Source organism: Pseudomonas sp. SBB6 (genome assembly GCF_024213215.1).
In the GTDB taxonomy this organism is placed as follows: domain Bacteria; phylum Pseudomonadota; class Gammaproteobacteria; order Pseudomonadales; family Pseudomonadaceae; genus Aquipseudomonas; species Aquipseudomonas donghuensis.
On the sequence record NZ_JANAVH010000001.1, the window covers coordinates 252,279 to 278,265 of the forward strand.

General features: G+C 62.8%; 24 protein-coding genes. 13 read left to right on the forward strand and 11 right to left on the reverse strand.

Annotated features, from left to right (window positions below; translation table 11 throughout):
• Positions 1-53: 53 nt before the first annotated feature.
• Positions 54-284, forward strand: coding sequence for a DUF1127 domain-containing protein (locus NLX68_RS01245; RefSeq protein ID WP_254282275.1), 231 nt, complete (start codon positions 54-56; stop codon positions 282-284).
• Here the strand turns inward: NLX68_RS01245 and NLX68_RS01250 are convergent.
• A complete protein-coding gene (locus tag NLX68_RS01250; RefSeq protein WP_254282277.1) occupies positions 281-1,585 on the reverse strand; it encodes an FAD-binding oxidoreductase in 1,305 nt (434 codons plus the stop codon). The genes NLX68_RS01245 and NLX68_RS01250 overlap by 4 nt on opposite strands.
• A 114-nt stretch (positions 1,586-1,699) precedes the next feature.
• On the opposite strand from NLX68_RS01250, the gene NLX68_RS01255 reads away from it, so the two are divergent.
• Positions 1,700-2,053, forward strand: coding sequence for a YkgJ family cysteine cluster protein (locus NLX68_RS01255; RefSeq protein WP_254282280.1), 354 nt, complete (start codon positions 1,700-1,702; stop codon positions 2,051-2,053).
• 3 nt (positions 2,054-2,056) lie between these two features.
• Here NLX68_RS01255 and dadR read toward each other — a convergent pair whose 3' ends face one another.
• Positions 2,057-2,545: a transcriptional regulator DadR gene (gene dadR / locus NLX68_RS01260; RefSeq protein WP_008366790.1), complete on the reverse strand. Its 489-nt coding sequence runs from the start codon at positions 2,543-2,545 to the stop codon at positions 2,057-2,059.
• A gap of 156 nt (positions 2,546-2,701) precedes the next feature.
• Between dadR and dadA the strand changes: the two genes are divergently transcribed.
• The 6 genes from dadA (at position 2,702) to NLX68_RS01290 (ending at position 8,755) form a co-directional block, all read left to right on the forward strand.
• Entirely contained in the window at positions 2,702-4,003 is a 1,302-nt protein-coding gene (gene dadA / locus NLX68_RS01265) for a D-amino acid dehydrogenase (RefSeq protein ID WP_254282282.1), read from the forward strand.
• On the forward strand, positions 3,975-4,328 hold the full coding sequence (locus NLX68_RS01270; protein ID WP_010225843.1) for a RidA family protein: 354 nt from the start codon (positions 3,975-3,977) through the stop codon (positions 4,326-4,328). Before dadA ends, NLX68_RS01270 begins: the two co-directional genes overlap by 29 nt.
• 97 nt (positions 4,329-4,425) lie before the next feature.
• Positions 4,426-5,499, forward strand: a complete 1,074-nt coding sequence (gene alr / locus NLX68_RS01275; RefSeq protein ID WP_254282284.1) for an alanine racemase — start codon at positions 4,426-4,428, stop codon at positions 5,497-5,499.
• A gap of 108 nt (positions 5,500-5,607) precedes the next feature.
• Positions 5,608-6,156 carry a cupin domain-containing protein gene (locus tag NLX68_RS01280; RefSeq protein ID WP_010225839.1) on the forward strand — a complete coding sequence of 183 codons (549 nt, stop codon included), beginning with the start codon at positions 5,608-5,610 and terminating at the stop codon, positions 6,154-6,156.
• A gap of 139 nt (positions 6,157-6,295) precedes the next feature.
• Positions 6,296-6,718, forward strand: a complete 423-nt coding sequence (locus tag NLX68_RS01285) for a cytochrome c5 family protein (RefSeq protein WP_010225838.1) — start codon at positions 6,296-6,298, stop codon at positions 6,716-6,718.
• Positions 6,719-6,844: 126 nt separating this feature from the next.
• Positions 6,845-8,755, forward strand: a complete 1,911-nt coding sequence (locus NLX68_RS01290; RefSeq protein WP_254282645.1) for an acetyl-CoA hydrolase/transferase C-terminal domain-containing protein — start codon at positions 6,845-6,847, stop codon at positions 8,753-8,755.
• A 95-nt stretch (positions 8,756-8,850) separates the two neighbouring features.
• Here the strand turns inward: NLX68_RS01290 and NLX68_RS01295 are convergent, their stop codons facing one another.
• Both NLX68_RS01295 and rep read right to left on the reverse strand, forming a co-directional pair.
• Positions 8,851-9,423, reverse strand: a complete 573-nt coding sequence (locus tag NLX68_RS01295; RefSeq protein ID WP_010225834.1) for a xanthine phosphoribosyltransferase — start codon at positions 9,421-9,423, stop codon at positions 8,851-8,853.
• Between the two features lie 63 nt (positions 9,424-9,486).
• Positions 9,487-11,496 (reverse strand): DNA helicase Rep, encoded by a 2,010-nt coding sequence (rep, locus tag NLX68_RS01300; RefSeq protein WP_010225832.1) that lies wholly within the window; start codon positions 11,494-11,496, stop codon positions 9,487-9,489.
• A 265-nt stretch (positions 11,497-11,761) separates the two neighbouring features.
• On the opposite strand from rep, the gene NLX68_RS01305 reads away from it, so the two are divergent.
• Positions 11,762-13,426, forward strand: coding sequence for a bifunctional diguanylate cyclase/phosphodiesterase (locus NLX68_RS01305; RefSeq protein ID WP_254282286.1), 1,665 nt, complete (start codon positions 11,762-11,764; stop codon positions 13,424-13,426).
• Positions 13,427-13,542: 116 nt separating this feature from the next.
• Here the strand turns inward: NLX68_RS01305 and NLX68_RS01310 are convergent, their stop codons facing one another.
• The gene (locus tag NLX68_RS01310) at positions 13,543-14,934 is read right to left on the reverse strand and encodes a NorM family multidrug efflux MATE transporter (RefSeq protein ID WP_254282288.1); all 1,392 of its coding nucleotides are present in this window, start codon (positions 14,932-14,934) and stop codon (positions 13,543-13,545) included.
• Between the two features lie 155 nt (positions 14,935-15,089).
• Here NLX68_RS01310 and NLX68_RS01315 point away from each other — a divergent pair, with 155 nt between their 5' ends.
• Positions 15,090-16,034 carry a LysR substrate-binding domain-containing protein gene (locus NLX68_RS01315; RefSeq protein ID WP_254282290.1) on the forward strand — a complete coding sequence of 315 codons (945 nt, stop codon included), beginning with the start codon at positions 15,090-15,092 and terminating at the stop codon, positions 16,032-16,034.
• Positions 16,035-16,039: 5 nt separating this feature from the next.
• On the opposite strand, the gene NLX68_RS01320 is transcribed toward NLX68_RS01315, so the two are convergent.
• On the reverse strand, positions 16,040-17,437 hold the full coding sequence (locus NLX68_RS01320) for a VOC family protein (protein WP_254282292.1): 1,398 nt from the start codon (positions 17,435-17,437) through the stop codon (positions 16,040-16,042).
• A gap of 95 nt (positions 17,438-17,532) precedes the next feature.
• Positions 17,533-18,429: a LysR family transcriptional regulator gene (locus NLX68_RS01325; protein ID WP_254282294.1), complete on the reverse strand. Its 897-nt coding sequence runs from the start codon at positions 18,427-18,429 to the stop codon at positions 17,533-17,535.
• Positions 18,430-18,564: 135 nt separating this feature from the next.
• Between NLX68_RS01325 and NLX68_RS01330 the strand changes: the two genes are divergently transcribed.
• On the forward strand, positions 18,565-20,055 hold the full coding sequence (locus NLX68_RS01330; RefSeq protein WP_254282296.1) for an aldehyde dehydrogenase family protein: 1,491 nt from the start codon (positions 18,565-18,567) through the stop codon (positions 20,053-20,055).
• Positions 20,056-20,173: 118 nt separating this feature from the next.
• The gene (locus NLX68_RS01335) at positions 20,174-21,460 is read left to right on the forward strand and encodes an FAD-binding oxidoreductase (protein WP_254282298.1); all 1,287 of its coding nucleotides are present in this window, start codon (positions 20,174-20,176) and stop codon (positions 21,458-21,460) included.
• Between the two features lie 3 nt (positions 21,461-21,463).
• Here the strand turns inward: NLX68_RS01335 and NLX68_RS01340 are convergent, their stop codons facing one another.
• From NLX68_RS01340 to NLX68_RS01355, 4 genes are all read right to left on the reverse strand, one after another.
• Positions 21,464-22,894, reverse strand: coding sequence for a mechanosensitive ion channel family protein (locus tag NLX68_RS01340; RefSeq protein ID WP_254282300.1), 1,431 nt, complete (start codon positions 22,892-22,894; stop codon positions 21,464-21,466).
• Positions 22,895-22,949: 55 nt separating this feature from the next.
• A complete protein-coding gene (locus NLX68_RS01345; RefSeq protein WP_254282302.1) occupies positions 22,950-24,443 on the reverse strand; it encodes a YifB family Mg chelatase-like AAA ATPase in 1,494 nt (497 codons plus the stop codon).
• Positions 24,444-24,688: 245 nt separating this feature from the next.
• Positions 24,689-25,042, reverse strand: coding sequence for a gamma-glutamylcyclotransferase family protein (locus NLX68_RS01350; RefSeq protein WP_254282304.1), 354 nt, complete (start codon positions 25,040-25,042; stop codon positions 24,689-24,691).
• A gap of 7 nt (positions 25,043-25,049) precedes the next feature.
• Complete coding sequence (locus NLX68_RS01355) at positions 25,050-25,313, reverse strand: accessory factor UbiK family protein (protein WP_254282306.1); 264 nt, start codon at positions 25,311-25,313, stop codon at positions 25,050-25,052.
• A 329-nt stretch (positions 25,314-25,642) separates the two neighbouring features.
• On the opposite strand from NLX68_RS01355, the gene glnK reads away from it, so the two are divergent.
• Entirely contained in the window at positions 25,643-25,981 is a 339-nt protein-coding gene (gene glnK / locus NLX68_RS01360; protein WP_002555808.1) for a P-II family nitrogen regulator, read from the forward strand.
• Positions 25,982-25,987 lie beyond the last annotated feature (6 nt).

Below are 25,987 nucleotides of genomic sequence, written 5' to 3' on the forward strand. Positions count from 1 at the left end.
GCACTGACGCGCATGCTTGTTCCACGGTTCACACACCCTGGAGGTAACAAGCAATGAGCGGCATGAGCGATGTGCGCCTGAAACTGTATGCCGAAGAACTGAGCCGTGAGCAGCGCACCCAGCTGTTCAGTGCGCCCACCGGCCTCAGTCGCTGGGGCCTGATGATCCATCGCTGGCATACCCGCAGGGCGCTGCTGGAACTGGACACAGCGCAACTGCGCGACGTCGGCCTGACCCCGGAGCAGGCTCGTGAAGAAGGTTTGAAGCCTTTCTGGCGTGCCTAGACCAGCTCTTTCATGCGGTGCCAGAGCATGCCCAGGGCCAGCAGCGGCGAGCGCAGGTGCTTGCCGCCCGGGAAGGTGATGTGTGGTACCCGGGCGAACAGGTCGAAGCGCCCGCCATGCTGGCCGCTGATGGCTTCACCGAGCAGCCTGCCGGCCAGGTGAGTGGCATTCAAGCCATGGCCGGAATAGGCCTGGGCGAAGTACACGTTGGGCTGGTCGCGCAAGCGGCCGATCTGTGGCAAGCGGTTGGCGCCGATGCCGATCATTCCGCCCCATTGATAGTCGATACGCACATCAGCGAGCTGCGGGAATACCTTGAGCATTTTCGGCCGCATGTAGGCGGCGATATCTTTTGGGTCGCGCCCGGAATAATGGCAGGCGCCGCCGAACAACAGCCGCCGATCGGCGGACAAGCGGTAGTAGTCCAGGGCCACGCGCTGGTCGCACACGGCCATGTTTTGCGGCAGCAGCTGGCTGGCCCGGGCCTCGCTCAGGGGTTCGGTGGCGATGATGTAGCTACCGGCGGGCAGCACCTTGCCGCCAAGCTCGGCATTCAGCTCATTCAGGTAGGCATTGCAACCGAGCACCAGGGTGCTGGCGAGCACCGAGCCTTGTGCAGTATGCACGCGCACCTGCGGGCCATAATCGATGCGCGTCACTGCGGATTGCTCGAACAGGCGCACGCCCAGCTTGCTGGCGACGACCGCTTCGCCCAGTGCCAGGTTGAGCGGGTGCAGATGCCCGGAGCCCATATCGATCAGGCCGCCGACGTAGCGGTCCGAGCCGACCACGCTGTGCATCTGCTCTGGCTGCACCAGGCGCAACTCGTGGCGATAGCCGAGACTGCGCAGCTCTTCGGCGTCCTCGGCGAACCCCTCCAGGTCGCGGGGTTTGTTGGCCAGGTCGCAGTAACCCCAGGTCAGGTCGCAGTCGATGCTGTGGCGTTCGATTCGCTCGCGGACGATGTCCACGGCTTCCAGGCCCATCAGCTTGAGCTCGCGCACGCCATCACAACCGATGATCGGAGTGAACTGCTCAAGGCCGTGGCCGACGCCACGAATCAGTTGCCCGCCATTGCGCCCGCTGGCGCCCCAGCCGATCTTGCGGGCTTCCAGCAGGATCACGTTGAGACCGCGCTCGGCCAGTTCGATCGCCGTGTTCAGCCCGGAAAAACCACCGCCCACCACGCAGATGTCACAGCTCAGTTCGCCCTGCAGCTGTGGATAATTCGCCTGTGGGGCGCTGCTGGCAGCGTAGTAGGAAGCGGTGTGCGAGGCGGGCTGCTGAACGCCGGCGTTCATGGCGATGTCCTGGTTCTGAGTGTTTGGAAAATTTTACGCAGGATAAGCTGCACTTTCAGGGGCGGGCAACCGTAGGGCAAAATAGTGCGCCACCCTTCTTTGCCGCAGGCCGCCATGAGTTGCAACAGCCACAAGATCCGCTTCCTGCGTGAGCAGATCCCGTCCTTTGAATGTGTGCCGGGCTGTCACGACTGCTGCGGGCCGGTAACCACTTCGGCGGAAGAAATGGCCCGCCTGCCGCGCAAGAGCGCCGCCGAGCAGGAAGCCGCACTGGCGGAACTGAACTGCGTGCACCTAGGCCCCAACGGCTGCACCGTGTACGAAGAGCGGCCGCTGATCTGCCGCTTGTTCGGTACCACTCCCAAGCTGCCATGCCCCAATGGCCGGGCCCCGGCCGAGATGATCGACCCACACGCCGAAAAGCTGGTGCACCAGTACATCGCCAGCACCCGGCAGGTGCTGGTCTGAGCCTCAGTCCGGAATCGGCAGGTTGAGGCTTTCCTTCACCTCTTCCATGACGATGTAGCTCTTCGACTCGCGCACGTGCGGCAGCTTGAGCAGGATGTCGCCGAGCAGCTTGCGGTAGGATGCCATCTCGGAAATCCGCGCCTTGACCAGGTAATCGAAGTCGCCGGAGACCAGGTGGCACTCGAGCACGTGCGGCAACTTCAGCACGGCACGTCGGAATTCTTCGAAGGTGTCGCCTGACTTGTAGTCGAGGCTGATTTCGACGAACACCAGCAGGCTACCCTTCAGGTGCTGCGGGTTGAGCCGGGCGTTGTAGCCCATGATGATCCCTTCGCGCTCCAGGCGCCGGACCCGCTCGGTGCAGGGGGTGGTCGACAGGCCGACCTTTTCGCCCAGTTCAGTAAACGAGATGCGCCCATCTGCCTGCAGGATGCGCAGGATATTGCGGTCGATCTTGTCCAGTTCACGTTTGCTTTGGTGCTGGGTTCTCATAGTGGATGCCCCTCCGTAAAAGCCAACCTTGCCGAGAATTCTCGCCAAATATAGGCTTTTATATAGTGAAAAGCACTGGTCATACCTTCCTATACTGCGCGCATCTATGCCATTAACAACAAATGTCAGCGGTATGCTGCGTCGAGGGTATTAAACATGCGAGTTCTGGTGCTTGGTAGCGGTGTGATCGGAACCGCCAGTGCCTACTATCTGGCACGGCAAGGGTTCGAAGTCGTCGTGGTCGACCGTCAACCGGCAGTCGCCATGGAAACCAGCTTTGCCAATGCCGGCCAGGTCTCGCCTGGTTACGCTTCGCCCTGGGCTGCCCCGGGTGTGCCGCTCAAAGCCATCAAGTGGCTGCTGGAGCGTCACGCCCCCCTGGCCATCAAGGCCACCGCCGACATCGACCAGTACCTGTGGATGGCGCAAATGCTGCGCAACTGCACCGCCAGCCGTTATGCGGTCAACAAGGAGCGCATGGTGCGCCTGTCCGAGTACAGCCGTGACTGCCTCGACGAGTTGCGTGCCGAAACCGGCATTGCCTACGAAGGCCGTACCCTTGGTACCACGCAACTGTTCCGCACCCAGGCGCAACTGGACAACGCCGCCAAGGACATCGCCGTCCTCGAGCAGTCCGGTGTGCCGTACGAAGTGCTCGACCGCGCAGGCATCGCCCGCGTCGAACCGGCCCTGGCCAACGTTACTGACATTCTTGCCGGCGCCCTGCGCCTGCCCAACGACCAGACCGGCGACTGCCAGCTGTTCACCACCCGCCTGGCGGAAATGGCGATCAAGCTCGGCGTCGAGTTCCGCTTTGGCCAGGACATTCAGCGCCTGGACTACGCCGGTGACCGCATCAATGGTGTGTGGATCGACGGCAAGCTGGAAACTGCCGACCGCTACGTGCTGGCCCTGGGCAGCTATTCGCCGCAGCTGCTCAAGCCGCTGGGCATCAAGGCCCCGGTCTACCCGCTCAAGGGCTACTCGCTGACGGTACCGATCACCGACCCGGCGATGGCGCCGACTTCGACCATTCTCGACGAAACCTACAAGGTCGCGATCACCCGTTTCGACAACCGCATCCGCGTTGGCGGCATGGCCGAAATTGCCGGTTTTGACCTGTCGCTGAACCCGCGTCGACGCGAAACCCTGGAGATGATCGTCAACGACCTTTATCCTCATGGCGGCGACCTGAGCCAAGCCAGTTTCTGGACTGGCCTGCGCCCGACCACCCCGGATGGTACGCCGATCGTCGGAGCCACGCCGTTCCGTAACCTGTTCCTCAACACCGGTCACGGGACGCTGGGCTGGACCATGGCCTGCGGTTCCGGTCGCCTGCTGGCCGACCTGATTGCGCGCAAGAAGCCGCAAATCAGTGCCGAAGGCCTCGATATCTCTCGCTACGGAAAACACCAGGAGCCTGCCAAGCATGTCAGTCCAGCGCCAGCTCACCAATGAACGCATGAGCCAGATCGTTACCCACAACGGCACCGTCTACCTGGCGGGCCAGGTGGGTGACGACATGAACGCCGGGATCGAGCAGCAAACCCGCGAGACCCTGGCCAACATCGAGCGCCTGCTGGACCTGGCCGGTACCGACAAGAGCCGCCTGCTTTCGGTGACCATCTACCTCAAGGACATCGACGCGCACTTTCAGGGCATGAACGCGGTGTGGGACAAGTGGCTGCCAAAAGGCGTCGCGCCGGCCCGTGCCACCGTTGAAGCCAAGCTGTGCGAACCGGAAATCCTCATCGAGCTGTCGGTGGTCGCCGCCCTGCCGTAACACCCGATCCCTCACCCGGTGCCGCAGGCGGCCGACCAGTTGCCTTTTGAGCACCGGGCTTTTTACTTCTAACCAGACTGCCCAGAAGGCTGCCGTCATGCGTCCTGCACGTGCCCTGATCGATCTTCAAGCCCTGCGTCACAACTATCAACTTGCCCGCGAACTGACCGGAGCCAAGGCCCTGGCCGTGATCAAGGCCGATGCCTATGGTCATGGTGCCGTGCGTTGCGCCCTGGCCCTGGAGCAGCAGGCCGATGGTTTTGCCGTGGCCTGTATCGAAGAGGCGCTGGAGTTGCGCGCAGCCGGGATCAAGCCGCCGATCTTGCTGCTTGAAGGCTTTTTCGAAGCCAGCGAACTGCAACTGATCGCCCAGCACGACCTGTGGTGCGTGGTGCATTCGCTGTGGCAGCTGGAAGCCATCGAGCAGGCGCACCTGAGCAAGCCGATCACTGTCTGGCTCAAGCTCGACTCGGGCATGCACCGCGTTGGCCTGCATGCCAAGGACTATCAGGCCGCGTACCAGCGCCTGCTGGCCAGCGGCAAGGTTGCGCGCATCGTGCTGATGAGCCACTTCGCCCGTGCCGACGAACTCGACAGCGATGCCAGCAACGAACAGCTGGCGGTGTTCCAGGCTGCGCGCCAGGGCCTGAGCGCCGAGATCAGCCTGCGCAACTCGCCGGCCGTGCTCGGTTGGCCGAATGTGCCCAGCGATTGGGTGCGCCCGGGCCTGATGCTGTATGGTGCCACGCCGTTCGACGTACCCCAGGCAGAAGCTGCGCGCCTGCAGCCGGTGATGACCGTGCAATCGCGAGTGATCAGCGTACGTGAGCTACCGGCCGGTGAGCCTGTAGGTTATGGCGCCAAGTTTGTCAGCCCGCGGCCGACCCGGGTTGGTGTGGTGGCCATGGGTTACGCCGACGGCTACCCGCGCCAGGCGCCAAACGGCACACCAGTGCTGGTGGCCGGCAAGCGCACCCAACTGATCGGCCGGGTGTCGATGGACATGCTCTGCATTGACCTGACCGACGTGCCGGAAGCGGGCCTCGGCAGTCCGGTGGAGCTGTGGGGCAAAAACGTGCTGGCCAGCGAAGTGGCCATGCATGCCGGCAACATTCCCTACCAGATTTTCTGCAACCTCAAGCGTGTACCGCTGGACTACAGCGGCGATTAAAGCGCCAAAGCGGACAGGCTGCGGGTCGAAGTGTTGTAAATACTGAACGCTGTTGCGATGATAACGTTCAATTTCGACCCCACTCGTTCGTTTAGGAGGGCTCCAGCATTGGACGTCGGTGAACGACTGCAAGCCATTCGCAAGCTCAAGGGCCTGTCACAGCGTGAACTCGCCAAACGTGCGGGCGTCACCAACAGCACCATCTCGATGATCGAGAAGAACAGCGTCAGCCCCTCCATCAGCTCGCTGCGCAAGGTGCTGAGCGGTATTCCGATGTCGATGGTCGAGTTCTTTTCCGAAGAGCTGCAACCGGAAAACCCTACCCAGATCGTCTATAAAGCCCACGAGCTGATCGACATTTCGGACGGTGCGGTGACCATGAAACTGGTCGGCAAGGCGCACCCGAGCCGGGCCATTGCCTTTCTCAACGAGGTCTATCCGCCGGGTGCCGATACCGGCGAAGAAATGCTCACCCATGATGGTGAAGAGACCGGCATCCTCCTCGAAGGTCGCCTTGAACTGGTGGTGGGCCTGGAAACTTTCATCCTCGAAGCGGGCGACAGCTACTATTTTGAAAGTACCAAGCCGCACCGTTTCCGCAATCCTTACGATGAGCCGGCTCGGTTGATCAGCGCGGCGACTCCGGCCAACTTCTAGCGGGTATTGCGCGGCGGATTGTCGCGGCTAAGACCCTTTGGACACTAGGGTTGTTTCGGTGAGGCAGGGTTCCCGTTATACTTGCGCCGCCTGCGAAACCGTGGCCGCAGGCGTGACTAGCCACCATGAGGGTGTACGCGTGAATCTAATCAAGAAAATGCTGGCCGTACCAGCTGCCGTATTGGCCCTTTGGGCAGTCAGCGCACAAGCTGCGACCAACGACGACATCGCCAAGCGACTGGAACCGGTTGGCCAGGTGTGTGTACAGGGTCAGGAATGCAAGGGTATGGAAGTCGCAGCGGCTGCTGGCGGCGGCGGTGCCAAGACCCCGGATGAAATCATCGCCAAGCACTGCAACGCTTGCCATGGCAGTGGCCTGCTTGGCGCGCCGAAAATCGGCGACACCGCTGCCTGGAAAGCGCGCTCCGACCACCAGGGCGGTCTGGACGGCATCCTTGCCAAGGCTATTACCGGTATCAACGCCATGCCGCCGAAAGGCACCTGCGCCGACTGCTCGGATGACGACCTCAAGGGCGCCATCAAGAAGATGTCCGGCCTGTAAGCCCAGCGCTTGCCCAACAAAGCCCGCCACGTGCGGGCTTTGTGCTTTTTTAGCGCTGGTCAGCGCGGCAATCTGGCGGCATGCTCGCTCCAACGTGGTCAAGGAATGCCGCAGGAGGCCGAGATGGTGCACCGCTGTTCGATCGACGATGCCGTAGACCAGGTGCTGGCGCGCTTGCCCGCGCACATTCACATGGGCCTGCCGCTGGGGCTGGGCAAGCCCAACCGCTTCGTCAATGCCCTGTATGCGCGCATTCGCCAGTTGCCCGAGCGGCAACTGACGATCTACACCGCCTTGAGCCTGGGCCGTCCGGACCTGGGCGACGGCTTGCAGCGGCGCTTCCTTGAGCCCTTCATCGAGCGGGTGTTCGCCGACTACCTCGAACTGGATTACCTGCACGACCTGCGCCGCGACCAGTTGCCGGCAAACATCCGTGTCGAGCAGTTCTTCCTGCAGCCGGGCAGCCTGCTGCACAGCGCCATGGCCCAGCAGGACTACGTCAGCAGCAACTACAGCCATGCCGCCCGCGATATCAACGCCAAGGGCTTGAACCTGGTCGCGCAACTGGTTGCCGAAGACCCGGCGCATCCCGGGCAATTGAGCCTGAGCTGCAACCCGGACATCACCCTTGACCTGCTGCCGATGATCGCCCGCCGCCGGGCAGCCGGTGAAACCATCCTGTTGCTCGGCCAGGTGCATGCGCAACTGCCGTACATGCCGGGCGCTTCGGAGCTGCCCAGGGACGATTTCGACCTGCTGATCGACAGCCCGGAATGCACCCGGTTGTTTTCCACGCCGAACATGCCGGTCACCACTCAAGACCATTGCATCGGTCTGCATGCCAGCACGTTGGTGCGCGATGGCGGCACCCTGCAGATCGGCATCGGTGCCATGGGCGATGCGCTGACCGCCGGGCTGCTGGCGCGTCAGGCAGACAGTGAGGCTTACCAAGCGTTGCTGGCTGAGCTTGACCTGACGCCTTGGCAAACCCTGGTCGAGCGTGAAGGTGGCATCCTGCCCTTCGCCCGCGGCCTGTATGGCTGTAGCGAAATGTTCGTCAACGGCCTGCTGGCGCTGGTCGAAGCCGGGATCATCCGCCGTCCGGTTTACCCTGACGAGGCGCGCCAGCAGGCGGCCAACAACGGCGAGCTGGATGATCAGGGTGTGCTGGTGCATGGCGGCTTCTTTCTTGGCCCTCAGGCGTTTTACCAGCGCTTGCGGGAAATGCCGCCAAGCCTGCGCAAACGCTTTGCCATGAGCGCCATCAGCTACATCAACGAGCTGTGTGGCCAGGAGTCGCTCAAGCGTCTGCAGCGCCGGGATGCACGCTTTATCAACACGGTGTTCACCATGACCTTGATGGGCGCCGGGGTGGCCGATCAGCTGGAAGATGGCCGGGTGCTCAGCGGGGTGGGCGGGCAGTACAACTTTGTCGCCCAGGGCCATGCACTCGAAGGTGCGCGTTCGATCCTGCTGCTGCGCAGCTGGCGCGAGGCGGGCGGCGAGGTCAGTTCCAACCTGGTCTGGGAGTACGGTCACTGCACCATCCCCCGGCACCTGCGCGATATCGTCGTTACCGAGTACGGTATTGCCGATCTGCGTGGGCAGACTGATGCCGAGGTGATTGCCCGGTTGCTGGCGATCAGCGACTCGCGCTTTCAGCCCGAGCTGATCGAGCGAGCCCAGAAGGCTGGCAAGTTGCCGAAGGATTTCCGTCTTGATCAGCGCTTCACCGAGAACACCCCGCAGCGTTTGCAGGCGCTGCGCGAAAGGCACCCACGGTTGTTCCCCGAGTATCCGCTGGGCAGTGATTTCACCGCTGAAGAGCGTGATTTATTGCGTGCGCTGAACTGGCTCAAGAGCAAGTTCAAGCTGAGCGAGGTGCTGGAGCTGGGTAAGGCGGCGCTGGATGCGCCGGCACCCGAGGCGTTTCCTGCGCAGTTGGCGCGGATGGGGTTGGCGCAGCCGCAGGGGCTGAAGGAGGAACTGTATCAGCGCTTGTTGCTGGCGGGGCTGCAGGCTACAGCGGTCGCTTGAGGGCCCATCGCCGGCAAGGCCGGCTCCCACAATGGTTCAGGGTAAACCCAGTTTCCTGTGGGAGCCGGCCTTGCCGGCGATGGGGCCGACGCGAATTACTCGATGAAAGTAACCACGCCACCTTCCAGCGACTTCACCCGAGCCAGCGATTCAACGCGGTAGCCCTGGCTGTCCAGCTCGGCGCGGCCGCCCTGGAACGACTTCTCGATGACGATACCCAAACCGGCAACGGTGGCACCGGCTTGCTTGATGATCGAGATCAGCGCCTGGGAGGCTTTGCCGTTGGCCAGGAAGTCGTCGATCACCAGCACGCGGTCGCTGCTGTTGAGGTGGCGCGGGGAGATCGCCACGGTGTTTTCAGTCTGCTTGGTGAAGGAATACACCGAAGCCACCAGCAGGTTTTCGGTCAGGGTCAGCGACTGGTGCTTGCGCGCGAAAATCACCGGAACGCCCAGCTTCAGGCCGGTCATCACCGCCGGGGCAATGCCCGAGGCTTCGATGGTGACGATCTTGGTGATACCCGAATCGGCGAACAGACGGGCGAACTCGTCACCAATCAGTTGCATCAGCGCAGGGTCGATCTGATGGTTGAGAAACGCATCGACTTTGAGAACCTGATCGGAAAGCACGATGCCTTCTTCGCGAATCTTCTGGTGCAGTGCTTCCACTGTGGTATTTCCTCGATGTAGCAAGAGTGGCCACGGCAATACGCCGCAGCAAAGGTTGATTATCTAACGTTTGAGCATGGCACGGATATCGGCCAGTGCATTGTTGCCGCGAGCGGCCTTCACTTCGGTCGGCGCGTCGTCCAGGCCCTCCCAGGCCAGGTCGTCGTCGGGCAGCTCGTCCAGGAAGCGGCTCGGCGAACAATCGATGATCTCGCCGTATTGCTTGCGTTTGGCGGCAAAGGTGAAGGCCAGGGTCTGACGGGCGCGGGTAATCCCGACGTAGGCCAGGCGCCGTTCTTCTTCAATGGTGTCGGCTTCGATACTGGAACGGTGGGGGAGGATTTCCTCTTCCATGCCCATGATGAACACGTAGGGGAATTCCAGGCCCTTGGAGGCGTGCAGGGTCATCATCTGCACACCTTCGGCGCCGTCTTCCTCTTCCTGCTGGCGCTCGAGCATGTCGCGCAGTACCAGCTTGCCAATGGCTTCTTCGATGGTCATGCCACCGTCTTCGTCTTTCTCGAGGGTGTTTTTCAACGCCTCGATCAGGAACCAGACGTTGCTCATGCGAAAATCTGCAGCCTTGTCGCTGGAGCTGTTGGTGCGAATCCAGTTCTCGTAGTCGATGTCCATGATCATGCTGCGCAGGGCAGCGATCGGATCCTCCAGCGCGACCTGCTCGCGGACCTTGTCCATCCAGCGCTTGAAGCGCTGCAAACGGTCGGTGTAGCGGCTGTCCAGATGCTCGCCGAGGCCCAGCTCCTCGCTGGCGGCGTACATCGAGACCTTGCGTTCGGTGGCATAGTTGCCGAGCTTTTCCAGGGTGGTCGAGCCGATTTCCCGGCGCGGTACGTTGATCACCCGCAGGTAGGCGTTGTCGTCGTCCGGGTTTACCAGCAAGCGGAAGTAGGCCATCAGGTCTTTGACTTCCTGGCGTCCGAAGAAGCTATTGCCGCCTGACAGACGATATGGCACCTGGTGGTGCTGCAGCTTCAGCTCGATCAGCTTGGCCTGGTAGTTGCCCCGGTAAAGAATGGCGAAGTCGCTGTAGGGCCGGTCGGTGCGCAGGTGCAGGCTGAGGATCTCCATGGCCACCCGTTCGGCCTCGGCTTCCTCGTTTTTGCAGCGAATCACGCGGATCTCGTCGCCATGGCCCATCTCGCTCCACAGCTGTTTCTCGAAGGCGTGCGGATTGTTCGAGATCAGTACGTTGGCGCAGCGCAGGATACGGCTGGTGGAGCGGTAGTTCTGCTCGAGCATTACCACCTTCAGCGAAGGGTAGTCGTCCTTGAGCAGCATCAGGTTCTCGGGCCGCGCGCCGCGCCAGGCGTAGATCGACTGGTCGTCGTCGCCGACCACGGTGAACTGGTTGCGCGTGCCGATCAGCATTTTCACCAGCAGGTACTGGCTGGCGTTGGTGTCCTGGTATTCGTCGACCAGCAGGTAACGCACCTTGTTCTGCCACTTCTCCAGGACATCGGGGTTGTCCTGGAACAGCTTGACCGGCAGCAGGATCAGGTCGTCGAAGTCCACCGCGTTGAACGCCCGCAAGGTGCGCTGGTAATGCGCATAGACCACAGCGGCGGTCTGTTCCTTGGGGTTGCGGGCCTTTTCCAGGGCCTCGGGCGGCAGGATCAGGTCGTTTTTCCAGGCACCGATCATGTTCTTGATCTCGTCGACGCCGTCGTCGCCCGAGTACTCCTTCTGCATGATGTCGGTCATCAGGGCTTTGACGTCGGTCTCGTCGAAGATCGAGAAGCCCGGTTTGAAGCCCAGCCGTTCATGCTCCTTGCGGATGATGTTCAGGCCCAGGTTGTGGAAGGTCGACACGGTCAGGCCGCGGCCTTCGCCCTTGCGCAGCAGGGTGCCAACCCGCTCTTTCATCTCCCGCGCGGCCTTGTTGGTGAAGGTCATGGCCACGATGTACTGGGCGCGGATGCCGCAGTTCTGGATCAGGTGCGCGATCTTGCGGGTGATCACGCTGGTTTTGCCGGAGCCAGCACCGGCGAGCACCAAAAGAGGGCCGCCGACGTAGTTCACGGCTTCTTGTTGCCGAGGGTTGAGTCGGGACATGACGAAAACCGGGGACGCTAGAAAAATAGCCGGGCATTTTAGCAGGGGTAGAAAGTTTCTGCCGCGACCGTCTGACAGTGTGACGTACCACGCGATCTAAATTTGCCGCATTTGATACTTTCCCGCAGGATGCGTGGCGAAACCTGCGGGATGTCGGCAATGGAATGGCATGACTTTAAGTGAAAATCATTTTCATTAATGGTTTAGGATACGCATTCTCGCTGCCCATCGTCATTTGACTGTGTCTACGTCCTAAGGAGCCAGCTTGTCTACGCCCGTCGAACCCTTGCGTTTGCTCCTGTTGGCCGATGAGCCGGAATGGGCCACTGTCTTGCGCGAGTGTCTGCTGCCGATGGCGGGCCAGGCGGTACTGCTGACCGCTCCGAACTGGGAGGCGGTCGACAGCCTGTTTGCCAATGACCGCAATGCGCTGGTGCTGGCGACTCCGCCACTGCAACCGGCGCCCGGGCGCTGCATATTGCCAATGGTTCTGCTGCTCGAACACGAGCCGCAGGTGCCGCCGCCGGGGGTCAGCGACTGGCTGATCCGTGACCAACTGACCAGCAATATCCTGCGCCGCAGCCTGCGCCACGTCCGCGAACGCGGCGTGCTGGAAGCGACCCTGCAGCGCCTGGCCGAACAGGACCCGCTGACCGGTATCGCCAACCGCCAGGGCTTCCAGACCCTGCTGGCGGCGCGCCTGGCCGACAATGACGGGCGCGGCGTTGCCCTCGGTCACCTGGACCTGGACAACTTTCGCCATGCCAACGATGCCCTCGGCCACCAGGCCGGCGACCGGCTGATCCTGCAAGTGGTGGGTCGGCTGAAAAGCCAGCTGGAAGCCGGTGACCAGGTCGCACGCCTGGGCAGCGACGAGTTCGCCCTGTTGATCGACACCCGCCGCGAGCCACAACGCGCCGAGTGGATGGCCGAACGCATTACCGAAGCCCTGGCCGAACCCTACTGGATCGACGGCGAAAGCCTGCTGCTCGGCTGCAGCCTGGGTGTCGCCCACGCCCGCGCCCAGGGCGGCGCCGACCCGCTGATGTGGCATGCGCACATTGCCATGCAGCAGGCCAAGAGCACCCAGGGCTGTACCTTTCACGTCTTTAACGAACGCATCAACCGTAACGCCCGCAGCCTTGCCGACCTGGAAAGCGAACTGCGCCGGGCGCTGCGTCGCGACGAGCTGGAGCTGCACTACCAGCCGCGACTGAACCTGGCCGATGGGCGCATCGTCGGCCTCGAAGCCCTGGTGCGCTGGCGCCATGCCGAGCGCGGGCTGCTGCCGCCCAGCGAGTTCGTGCCGCTGGCCGAGCAGAGCGGGTTGATCGTGCCCCTGGGCTACTGGGTGATTTCCCGCGCCCTGCGCGACATGCAGGCGCTGCGCGAGCAAGGCCTGGCGCCGCTGCACATGGCGGTGAACCTGTCGTTTCGCCAGTTCCAGGACAGCCAGTTGTTGGCGACCCTGAGCCGGCTGATCATCGAGCATGGTGTCGATGCCCGCTGGCTGGAGTTCGAGCTGACCGAAACCGCAGTGATGCGGCGCAATGACCTGGTCAAGCAGACCATGGATGCCCTCGGGCGCCTGGGGGTGCGCTTTTCCCTGGATGACTTCGGTACCGGCTTCTCGTCGTTCGTGCACCTGAACAGCTTGCCGATCACCTTGCTCAAGGTCGATCGCAGTTTTGTCGGCGGGATGGAGCAGCGCGAAGAGAACCGCAAGCTGGTGCACGCGATGATCAACCTGGCGCACAACCTCAATCTGGAGGTGGTCGCTGAAGGTGTGGAAACCCCTGAGCAAATGGGCCTGTTGCGCAGTTTTGATTGCGACCAGGTGCAGGGGTTTCTGATCAGCCGGCCGTTACCGATCGATGAGTTGATGGCGTATTTGCTGCGGGGGCCAGCGCAGCAGTCGGTAGCTTTCTAGAGACTGGGACTGCTGTGCAGCCCATCGCTGGCAAGGCCAGCTCCCACAGGTTTGGCGTACACAGATCCACTGTGGGAGCAACTGTCTTAATCAGGCTGTTTGCTCCCACAGGGGCCTCAAAGCACCGAAGCAGTCGCCTTGTTCTCCCCACCCGAGCTGCCCAGCAAGCGCTTCACCCGCCATTCGAAGGCCAGGGTCAGGCTCACCGCTGCACACGCCAGGCCCAGCGCCAGCCCCCACCACACGCCCACCGCACCCAGGCCAAGGTTGAACGCCAGCAGCCAGGCGGCCGGCGCACCAATCACCCAGTAGCAGAACAGCCCGACCAGAAAGGTGGTCTTGGCGTCCTTGAGCCCGCGGATCGAACCCATGGCAATGGTTTGCACGCCATCGAACAGCTCGAACCAGGCGGCGACCATCAGCAGGCTTACGGCCAACTGGATGATCTCGGCAAAGGCCGGGTCACCGTGGTCGAGGAACAGCCCCACCAGCGGATCCGGCAGCAGCCAGAAGAGGATGGCGAACATCAGCATCATCGCCGCGCCAAAGCCGATCCCGACGCGGCCGGCATGGCGAGCACCGAGAAGGTTATCGGCACCGTAATAGAGCCCTACACGCATGGTCACGGCGTACGACAAGCCTGCCGGAATCATGAATGCAGTAGAGACGATCTGCAGGGCGATCTGGTGTGCGGCCAGTTCGGTGCTGCCGAGCACGCCCATGCACAGTGCGGCGAAGGCGAACAGGCCCACTTCTACGGTGTAGGTGCCGCCAATCGGCAAGCCCAGGCGCCACAACTCGCGCAAGGCCGGCCACGAAGGGCGGCTCAGGCCCTGGCTGATCGGGTAGGGCGCGTAGGCCGGGTGCCAGCGGATATACAACGCCATGGCCACGGCCATGCAGTTGGCAACGATGGCGGTCACCAGGCCGATGCCCACCAGGCCCAGTTTCGGCAGGCCGAACATGCCCTCGATCAACGCGTAGTTGAGCAGGAAGTTGGCCACTGTGCCGATCAGGCTGATCACCATCACCGGCGTCGAGCGGCCAATGGCGCTGGTAAAGCCGCGCAGGGCCATGAAGCTCAGGTAGCCGGGCAGGGCGAAAGGCAGCAACAGCAGGAACTGCGCGGCAGCCTCGACGTTGTTCGGGCTCTGGCCCAGCAGTAGCAGCACTGGCTCCAGGTTCCATAGCGCCAGCGCCGTCACCAGGGCCATGACCCAGGCCAGCCACAACCCGGCCTGGGTCAGGCGGGTGGCGCCGACGATATCACCGGCACCCTTGCGAATCGCCACCAGGGTACCGACCGCGGCGATCACGCCCAGGCAAAAAATCGACACGAACGAATAGCTCGCCGCACCCAGACCGCCGCCGGCCAGTGCCTGCGGGCTGATGCGGGCCATCATCAGGGTGTCGGTGAGCACCATCAGCATGTGCGCCAACTGCGAGGCGATCAGCGGCCCGGCCAGGCGCAGCAAAGCCTTGAGTTCATGGGTAGGCGCAGCCTGCATGGAGTCGTCCTTTTCTTACGCGATAGATTCAAAGCGTGAAAGTCTGAGCCTTTGTACGGTTATCCACAAAAGGATAATAGCGATGGTTGGCATGATTAAAACTCATGGGGGTATGATCCTGACGATTGCTTGTGGAAAACCCGGAGCCCGCCGTCATGTCTCGTCGTTTACCGCCTCTATACGCACTGCGGGCTTTTGAAGCGGCGGCCCGGCACAGTTCGTTTACCCGCGCCGCAGATGAGTTATCGATAACCCAGAGCGCGGTCAGCCGCCATATCCGCACGCTTGAGGAGCACTTCGCCTGTCGTTTGTTCGTGCGCAATGGCCGCAGCCTGCAGCTCAGCGAAGCGGCGCGCTTGCTGTTGCCAGGGGTGCGCGAAGGCTTTGCGGCGCTGGAGCGTGCCTGTAGCACCCTGCGCAGCGAAGACGACATTTTGCGCATGAAAGCGCCCTCGACCCTGACCATGCGCTGGCTGCTGGCGCGCCTCAGCCGCTTTCGTCACCTGCAGCCGGGCAACGAAGTGCAACTGACCAGTGCCTGGATGGACGTCGATCATGTCGATTTCAATCACGAGCCTTTCGACTGCGCGGTGTTGCTCAGTGATGGGCACTTTGCGCCGGACTGGGAGGTCAAGCGGCTGTTTTCCGAGCTGCTGATCCCGGTCGGGGCACCGGAACTGCTCAAGGAAGGGCCCTGGGACGAGCGGCGCCTGGCGGGCATCGAGTTGCTTCACCCGACCCCCGACAAGCGCGACTGGCGCAGCTGGCTGGCGCGCATGGACCTCACCGACAAGGTCTCGCTCAAGGGCGGCCAGGTGTTCGACACCCTGGAGCTGGGCATGATCGCCGCCGCCCGGGGCTATGGCGTGTCCATGGGCGACTTGCTGATGGTCGCCGAGGACGTCGCTCAGGGCCGGCTCAGCCTGCCCTGGCCGACGGCGGTTGCCAGCGGGCTGGACTACTACCTGGTCTGGCCGAAAACCCGCCCGGGTGGCGAGCGCTTGCGGCGCTTGAGCGACTTTCTGCAAGGCGAGGCCGATGCCATGGATTTGCCAAAAGTGGAAATTCTGCAGGCAACGGCTGCGATCACCTCGGTATAAAGGGCTTAAAGCGCAGGAAGACCCAACGCCTGCGCGCACGCCTGCAACGACCGCCGCTGGCTCTCGGCATACAACGCCAACTCATCCTGCACCGGCTTGCCCAGCGCCTGCTCGAAGGCATCGCGGTTGGCATTGCTGCCGTACTCGCTCTGCGCATCATCGCCCAGGTTGGACTGGAAAATCCCAGCCGCACTGACCGGCAGAAAATCCTCGTACACCAGGGCTTCAAAGTGGATATGCCCGGCGTCGATCAAATCTTGCAATGAACTTGGCCGCTGGGTATCCCCGCGCGCCGCCAGGCCACGCTCGGTGGGGAAGTAGCGGAAGTACGCGAGGTCCTGTTCACGCATTTGCGCCAGGTCATCCGGGAAGGCCTTGAAGCTGTCGCTGAGCAAACCCATGTAGTGCGCGGCATTGGCCTCGGCGGGCACGCCACCCAGCGCCGCGCGGGCGCTATCGAGCAGTTGGTCGTACAGCTGGCGACCCTTCGGCGTCAGCGCGGCGCCCCGTTGCTCGATCTCGCCAAAGCGCGCGGTATGGCTGCCGCTGCCTTCACCGTGCTGATCGGTGAAGGCGACCTTTTCCTGCAGCGCCTTGAAACTGGTCTGACGCAGAAGAATCGGGCAGCGACGCGGTGGCGGGCCTTCGATCACGGCTTTGGGCGGAATACCTTTGGCCGGCATGCCCAGCTGGATGGCATCGATGTCCAGGGTGCGCGGGGTCAGGTGGTTGATGTGTGGGCCTTTGAAAGCCACCACATCGGCAATCAGGCGGTGCTGATCATGCAGTTGCTGGTACTGCTCGGCGGTCACGGTGGCGTCCCGGTGCCAACGGAAGGTGTGCAGCGCTTCGTTGACAAAAACCTGGGCATCGTCGGCATTCAAGCCGCCATCACGCTCGAATTGCTCGATCAGCTGTAGGGCGCGCGGGGTGAAGATCTGCCGCCGGGCGAGAATCTCGCCAGACAGTTCACGCAGCGCCGGGTTGTCGATCAGCTCCAGACGCAGCAGCGAGGTGAAGACCCGGAACGGGCTGATGTGCAGCGATTGCTCGTGCACGGCGCGAAAGGCGGTGGAATGCACCGGCACGCCGGCAGAGCTGAGGTCGTAGTAACCCACTGGCTGCATGCCCATCACCGCGAACAGGCGGCCGATGGTTGCCAGCTCTTCAGCCGTGCCGACGCGAATGGCGCCGTGGCGTTCCTGGTCGAGGCGTTCAATCTCGCCGGTCCAGCGCAAGGCCTGGGCAACCTCGGGCTGCTCGGCCATGACTTGCTGATTGATTTCGCTCACCAGCGACAGCAGCGTGCCGTACAGCGGCACCTCTTGCTTGTACATGAGCGACATGGCGGCCGAGAACTGCGCGCGAATGCTGTCCGGGCTGACGAAATCTTGAGCGGGCATCGAAAGCTTCCTGGTAAGTGGGCACCCTTACATGAAAGCGAGGAATGCAGTGCCTGCACAAGCGAAAAAAATTCGATCTGTCATTCCAAAAATTATCAATCTTGCCCGGCCAGCTCCGCGCGAATCCAGTCAACCAAGGCGCGCACCTTTGGCACCTCTGCCGCATGCTCGGAAAACGCCAGGAAATGCGCACCATTGCTGCGCATGCTGTACTGCCAAGGCACGATCAGTTTGCCTTCGGCGAGCTCCTGGGCCACCAGGTAGCGCGGCACCAGGGCCACGCCGCAGCCGGACTGAGCAGCGCTGAGGCTCATATAGAAGGTATCGAAGCGCGGACCGTGATAACTGTTGGCCGAATGCAGGCCCTGTTCCAGGAACCACTCGTGCCAGGCTTCCGGGCGCGAGGTACTTTGCAGCAGCACCAGTTCGGCCACTTCGCTGGCGTCCTTGAGCGTACGCCCCTGCAACAGTTCCGGCGCGCACACCGGCAGCACTTCTTCGCCGAACAGCTCGATGCAGGTTGCCCCTGGCCAGGTACCCTGGCCGAAGAAGAACACCACGTCGGCGGTGGCCTGCAGCAGGGCGAAGGGCTCCATCTCGTTGCGGATGTCGAGGTGGATGTTCGGGTACTGCTTGCCGAAACCTTTGAGGTGCGGGATCAGCCAGCGCACACCAAAGCTCGGTTGGGTCGCTACCTTGAGGACTTCGGTCTGTTCGCCGTAGGACATGATGTAACGGCTGGACATGTCGACCTGGGTCAGAATCTTGTTGACCTCGGCCAGGTACAGCGCGCCTGCTGGTGTCAGCTGCAGGCGCCGGCGGATACGCAGGAACAGGTGATGGCGCAGCATCTCTTCAAGCTGGGCCACCTGCTTGCTCACCGCGCTCTGGGTCAGGTGCAGTTCCTCGGCGGCGCGGGTGAAGCTCAGGTGCCGGGCGGCAGCCTCGAAACACTGCAGGGCGGCCATCGATGGCACCAGACGTTTGGACATAGCGGTCTCTAAGCCAGTAGATCATTACCTGGCGGAATGATATGCAGAATAAAGGTCGTTTGTTGCGCCAGAGTGATCGGATTAATACTGATCCCTATCACTTTTTCAACCACTCATCGCATGCAGGAGAAGAAAATGGTTGATGGACTGCTTGACCGCCTCGGTGTCCCGGCTGCTGCCTACACCCACGGTAACCATCCCGTTCACACCCCTATCGATGGCAGCGCGATTGCCTCGGTGCACCTGGAAAGCAAAGCCCAGGTGACCGCCAAGATCGATCAGGCCGAAAAAGCCTTCCAGGCCTGGCGCAACGTCCCGGCCCCGCGCCGCGGTGAGTTGATCCGCCTGTTTGGCGAAGTGCTGCGTCAATACAAGGCCGAGCTCGGTGAACTGGTGTCGATCGAAGCCGGCAAGATCACCCAGGAAGGCCTGGGCGAAGTGCAGGAAATGATCGACATCTGCGACTTCGCCGTCGGCCTGTCGCGCCAGCTCTACGGCCTGACCATCGCCTCCGAACGCCCGGGCCACCACATGCGTGAAACCTGGCACCCGCTGGGTGTGGTCGGGGTGATCAGCGCTTTCAACTTCCCGGTCGCGGTCTGGGCCTGGAACACCACCCTGGCGCTGGTGTGCGGCAACGCCGTGGTGTGGAAACCGTCGGAGAAAACCCCACTGACCGCGCTGGCCTGCCAGGCGCTGTTCGAAAAAGCCCTGAAGGCGTTCGGCGAAGCGCCAGAAGGCCTGAGCCAGTTGATCATTGGTGATCGCGATGCCGGCGAAGCGCTGGTCGACGACCCGCGCGTGCCGCTGGTCAGCGCCACCGGCAGCACCCGCATGGGCCGCGAAGTCGGCCCGCGTGTCGCCGCGCGTTTCGGCCGCAGCATCCTGGAACTGGGCGGCAACAACGCGATGATCCTTGCGCCCAGTGCCGACCTCGATCTTGCCGTGCGCGGCATCCTGTTCAGCGCCGTCGGTACCGCCGGCCAGCGCTGCACCACCTTGCGCCGCTTGATCGTCCATCGCTCGATCAAGGACGAAGTGGTTGCTCGGGTTAAGGCCGCCTACGCGAAAGTGCGCATTGGCGACCCGCGCAAGGACAACCTGGTCGGCCCGCTGATCGACAAGGCTTCGTTCCAAGGCATGCAGGATGCCCTGGCCCGTGCCCGTGATGAAGGCGGCCAGGTATTCGGCGGTGAGCGTCAGCTTCAGGACCAGTACCCGAATGCCTATTACGTGGCCCCGGCCATCGTCGAGATGCCAGGCCAGAGTGCTGTGGTTCAGCATGAAACCTTCGCACCGATCCTCTACGTGCTGGCCTACGACGAATTCGAGGAAGCCCTGCGTTTGAACAACGAAGTCCCGCAAGGCCTGTCGTCATGCATTTTCACCACCGACCTGCGCGAAGCCGAGCGCTTCCAGAGCGCGGCAGGCAGTGACTGCGGGATTGCCAACGTCAACATCGGCACCAGTGGGGCGGAGATTGGCGGGGCCTTTGGCGGCGAGAAGGAAACCGGCGGTGGCCGTGAGTCGGGCTCGGATTCGTGGAAGGCCTACATGCGTCGGCAGACCAATACCGTGAACTATTCCCGCGAGCTGCCGTTGGCGCAGGGGATTGTGTTCGACTGAATACCGAGTCGGCCCCATCGCTGGCAAGCCAGCTCCCACAAGGACCGCTGCTCCCTGTGGGAGCTGGCTTGCCAGCGATAGGGGCACCACTGCACAAGAATAAAAGAGGAAGCCGGCCATGCCAGAACTGCGTCAACAATGCCTCTGGGAACACGTCACCCAGCCCGCCGCGCCATCCCGGGTGCTGAACGCCGAGCTCAAGGCCGATGTGTGCATCATCGGCGGCGGTATCACTGGCCTGTCGGCAGCCATCCACCTGCTCGAACAGGGCAAGACGGTGATCCTGCTCGAAGCCTGGAAAATCGGCCACGGCGGTTCCGGGCGCAACGTTGGCCTGGTCAACGCCGGTACCTGGATTCGCCCAGACGATGTCGAAGCCACCCTTGGCCAGAAACAGGGCAGCCGCCTGAACAAGGTGCTGGGCGAGGCGCCGGGCGAAGTGTTCGCCACCATCGAGCGCCTGGGTATCGACTGTCAGGCCCACAACAGCGGCACCCTGCACATGGCCCACAACGCCACCGGCGTTGCCGATCTCGAAGCCCGCCACCAGCAATGGAGCCGCCGTGGCGCCGATGTCGAGCTGCTGACCGGGGCAAAGTGCGAAGAATATTGCGGTACCGACAAGATTTCCGCCGCGCTGCTCGATCGCCGCGCCGGCACCATCAACCCCATGGGTTATACACAGGGCCTGGCCGCTGCGGTCGAGCGTCTGGGCGGGCAGATCTTCCAGCAGTCCGCGGTTCAGGGCCTGGAGCGTGAAGGCAGCAAATGGCGCGTGAAAACCGTCAAGGGTTCGGTCAGCGCCGACAAGGTGGTGATCTCCACTGGTGCCTACACCGAAGGCGACTGGACCAATCTGCAACGCCAGTTCTTCCGCGGCTACTACTACCAGGTCGCTTCGGTGCCGCTGCAAGGCGCCGCTGCCGACAACGTGCTCAAGCACGGCCAGGGCTCGTGGGACACGCGCACGGTGCTCAGCAGTATCCGTCGCGATGATGACGGGCGGTTGCTGCTCGGCAGCCTCGGGCGGGTCGACAACAAGCCGGCCTGGTTCATTCGCAGTTGGGCCGACCGCATCCAGAACCACTACTTCCCGCAACTGGGCAAGGTCGAGTGGGAAATGCACTGGACCGGCTGCATCGACTTCACCCCGGACCACCTGATGCGCCTGTTCGAGCCGGCGCCGGGCATCGTCGCGGTCACCGGCTACAACGGTCGCGGCAACACTACCGGCACGGTGATCGGCAAAGCCTTTGCCCAGTACCTGCTATGCGACAACCCGGATGCCTTGCCGATTCCGTTCTCGGCAATGAAACCGGTATCGGCGCCAGCGCTGCGTACCGGCTTCTACGAAACCGGCTTCTCGCTGTATCACGCCGGCCAATGCTTGCGCGTGGTGCTCTGACGACTATTTGTGCAGCCAGCTGAGAAAGCCGCCTTTCTTGATGGCTGCAGGTTTTTGCTCCAGCAGTGACTGGCGAGTTTGCTGGCGGATGCGTTGCAGCTTGATCAGCGCGGTCTTGACCTCGCTGCGTTGCTCCAGGCAACTGCGCACTTCGTCCTTGTCGATGCGGTAGAGAATGCAGCTGGTCAGGGTGCGGAACTCAGCAGTTGAATCATCCGCTTCAAGCAAGCCTTCTACCCCCAGCACCTCACCCGGGCCCATGCGCCCGGCTTCGAGCTGCTTGTCGCCATCACGAATGCCGACCGACACCACCCCGGTGCCAATCACCAGCAGGTAATCCGAGCTGTCGCCGACGCCGAGGATGACCTGATCGGCCAGGTATTCCACGGCGGTCATGCGCTGGCTGAGGCTGTCTTTCTCCTCGTTGCTCAGCGAGCGGAAGATCCGCACGTCTTCGAGCAGGGCGCGCTGGCGGTTCCACATCTGGCCTGGCTGGGTGTCGCTGTTCCAGACCACGCCGGCGGCTTCCAGGTGCCGGTGGGCGAGGTCGAACATATGGTTGCGCACCTCGGTCTTCTGGCTCATGGCACTGACAAAGCCGCTGGCCTCGTACTCCACCGACTCCAGGCTCGAACTCTTGATCGTCGCTTTCGGGGCAGGGGTGATCAGTAAGGTGCGCGTGCCTTGCAGGGTTTTCTCCAGCGCATCGAGCACCCGTCGCGGGCGCACCTTGGCCGGCACCACGACGGTGATGGAGACGCCGTGCACATCGCTGGGCTGGCTGAAGTTGAGCAGCTTGGCCTTGGCCGCCACCGAGTTGGGAATTACCGCCATGCTGCCGTTGCCGGTAAGCAGGCGGGTGGCGCGCCAGTCGATCTCGATGACCTTGCCTTCGGTGCCGTCGATGCTGATCGAATCGCCGATCTGATAGGGGCGGGTGGTATTCAGCACAATGCCGGAGAACACATCGCTCAGCGTGCTCTGCAGCGCCAGGCCGATCACGATTGCCATCACCCCGGAGGTTGCCAGCAGGCCCTTGACCGGCAGCTGCAGCACATAGGCCGCTGCGGCAACAATGGCGACCAGGAAGATCACCGCCCCCAGCACATCCTGCAGCAACCGCCCGGTGTGACCGCTACGGGCCACCAGCACCAGGCCGATCACCACCGTCGCGGTACGCGCCGCAAACAGCCACCAGGCAATCCCCAGCACCGTAGCGAGCAGATTGCGCGGCACATCCTCGACCCAGGGCGCAGGTTGCAGCGGGCTGACCCCGGCGCTGATCAACACCCAGGTAAACAGCGAAAACGCCAGCAAGCGTGCACCGATGCGCCAAGGGCGGCGATTGATGGGAATCAGTTGCCAGAGCGTGAGGTCGAGCACGATCAGGGTAATGCCGAGCAACAGCGGGTAACTCTGGACGAATGCGAACATACCGGTCTCGGTGCGGTGGGCTGTTGCCAAGTTAAGAGCAGAATGCGCGGATTTACTACTGGTTGTTGGGGCGATAGTGCAGCGCTTCGGCCAGGTGTTCGCGGCCAATGTTTTCCACCTGTTCCAGGTCAGCCAGGGTGCGTGCCACCTTGAGCAGACGGTGGGCGGCGCGCAAGGACAGGGTCAGGCGTTCGCAAGCGCTTTCCAGCCAGGTCTGGTCGGCTGTGGATAACCCGCAGTACTGGCGCAGGCCGGGCAGGTCGAGGAAGGCGTTGGCGCAGCCCTGGCGCTGTTGCTGGATGTCGCGGGCGGCGGCGACTTGCGCGGCGATGGTGGCGCTGCTTTCGCCGTGGCTGCTGCTGGTGGACAGTGCCGTGGCTTCGCGGGCGACAGTCAGGTGCAGGTCGATGCGGTCGAGCAAGGGGCCGGAGAGTTTGTTGCGGTAGCGCTGGATCTGTTCGCTGCTGCAGCGACAGCGGCCGGTGGGGTCGCCGAGATATCCACAGGGGCAGGGGTTCATGGCGGCGACCAGCTGGAAGCGGGCCGGGAAGCGGATCTTGTCCTTGGCCCGGGCGATGACGATTTCGCCGGATTCCAGCGGTTCGCGCAGCACTTCCAGTACGCGCCGCTCGAACTCCGGCAGCTCATCGAAGAACAGCACGCCGTGATGGGCCAGGGTTATCTCTCCTGGCTGCGGTCGGCTGCCACCGCCGACCAGCGCAGCACCGGAGGCCGAATGATGCGGATGACGAAACGGACGCTGCGGCCAACTGCTCAGCGGCACGTGGCTTGCCACCGACTGGATCGCCGCCACCTCCAGCGCTTCACGTTCATCCAGTGGCGGCAGCAGGCCGGGCAGGCGGCTGGCGAGCAGGGTCTTGCCGGTGCCGGGTGGGCCGCTGAACAGCAGGTTGTGTGCGCCTGCGGCGGCAACCAGTAGCGCGCGCTTGGCGGCTTGCTGGCCTTGCACTTCGTTGAGGTCGGGGTAGGGGCGGATCTGCAGCAACAAGCCGTTGGCAACGTAGGGGTTGAGCGGGGTCTGGCCGTTGAAGTGGGCGACCAGTTCCAGCAGGTGACTGACTGCGAACACCACCAGCCCCGATGCCAGGCAGGCTTCTTCGGCATTTTCCTGCGGCACGACCAGGGCCCGACCGGCTTCTCGTGCAGCCAAGGCTGCGGGCAGAACGCCTTGCACCGAGCGGATCGCGCCAGACAGCGCCAGTTCACCCAGGCACTCCACCTCGCCAAGCGCTGCAATCGGGAATTGGCCGTTGGCGGCGAGAATCCCCAGGGCGATGGCCAGGTCGAAGCGTCCGCCATCCTTGGGCAGGTCCGCTGGCGCGAGGTTGAGGGTGATGCGCCGGGCGGGGAATTCCAGGCCGGAATTGAGGATCGCGCTACGTACCCGATCCTTGCTTTCCTTCACGGTCGCTTCCGGCAGGCCAACCAGGGTCAGCGCCGGCAAACCATTGGCCAGATGCGCTTCAACACTGACCGCCGGGGCCGAAACACCGACCTGGGCACGGCTGTGGACAAGGGCGAGGGACATGAACGCTCCATGATCTAGACGAGGCCGCGTCCTGCGGCTCTGCAAGCGTAGTGGGGTGGAGCGGATCGGGGCGGGGAAGAGTGAGTCTGGTTTTTACAGGACCATTTGTGCGAGCGCTGCGCACTCGATCGCTGGCAAGGCCAGCTCCCACAGGTCCGGCGTACACAGCCCCCCTTGTGGGAGCGGCGGTGCGACGACTCGACTTGACCCGCGATGAGGCCAGCTCAGCCAGCCACGCCATGAGCTCAGGCGCGCACGTAAACCCAGGCCGTCAGGCCAGAGGCCAGGGTCACGGCGACCCGCTTGTAGTCGGACACTTCATAGGCATCCGCCGCCGCAAGTTCGGCCTCGCTGATCTGGAAGACCATACCGGCCACCCTGTCGTCGGCATTGCTGCTGGGGGTGACGATCGGGTGGTGGGTCTTGCCGCTGGTGGCCAGGACTTCAGGGTCGGTGATTTCCACCCAGGCCTGGCTGTAACCGAGCATCCGGTCCGCCTGGCCGACCAGTTCACGGCCGAAGTTGACCAGCTGCACGGCTTTGTCCTGCAGGGTGCCGTAGGAAAACAACAGCACCGGGTAATCAGCAGATGGCGTCATCGCACGTTCACTCGGCAGCGGGTGGGTTCAGGCGTGCTTCCATCTGCTCGACCTTGGCTTCGAGCGCTTCAAGGCGGGCGCGGGTGCGGGCAAGAACGACCATCTGGCTGTCGAATTCTTCCCGGCTGACCAGTTCCAGTTTGCTGAAACCGCTTTGCAGCAGGGCCTTGAACTGGCTTTCGATTTCGCTGCGGGGCTGCGAGGTGTCGCCGCTGAACAGGCGCGAGGCCTGGTCGCTCAGGGCATCAAGAAAGGCTTTGGGCGCGAGCATGTTCGGCTGTCCACAGTATGCAAGGGGGCGCCAGTGTAACACGCAGCATTCGCGCCCCAATGCTGCACGCTTTTCGCGCATGGCGGCGAAACGCCGCGCACCGTTGTTGTGCATCAAAACGGTGCTGGCGACTGGCCAAGTCGGGCCGGGTAACGTAAGTCCCTGTAATTCTGGGCTTTAACCAATCTGGCAAGCTTTCTGCTAAGACCTTCATGACCCATGCACTGATGCAGTCACCATGACGACGCGTTACAAAGCCAGGCACTGCGCTTAGACTTGAGTCGGGTTTGTTTTCCTGGGGCAAGTCCACCAATTCGGGAGAGAGTTTCATGAAGCTAGTCACTGCCATCATCAAGCCGTTCAAGTTGGACGACGTGCGCGAGTCGCTGTCCGAAATCGGCGTGCAGGGCATCACTGTCACTGAAGTCAAAGGCTTCGGCCGGCAGAAAGGTCATACCGAGCTGTATCGCGGCGCTGAATATGTGGTCGATTTCCTGCCCAAGGTGAAGATCGACGTTGCTATCGACGACAAGGATCTGGACCGGGTCATCGAGGCGATCACCAAGGCGGCCAACACCGGCAAGATCGGTGACGGCAAGATTTTCGTGGTCAATCTGGAGCAGGCGATTCGCATCCGTACCGGCGAAACCGATACCGACGCGATCTAACAAAAA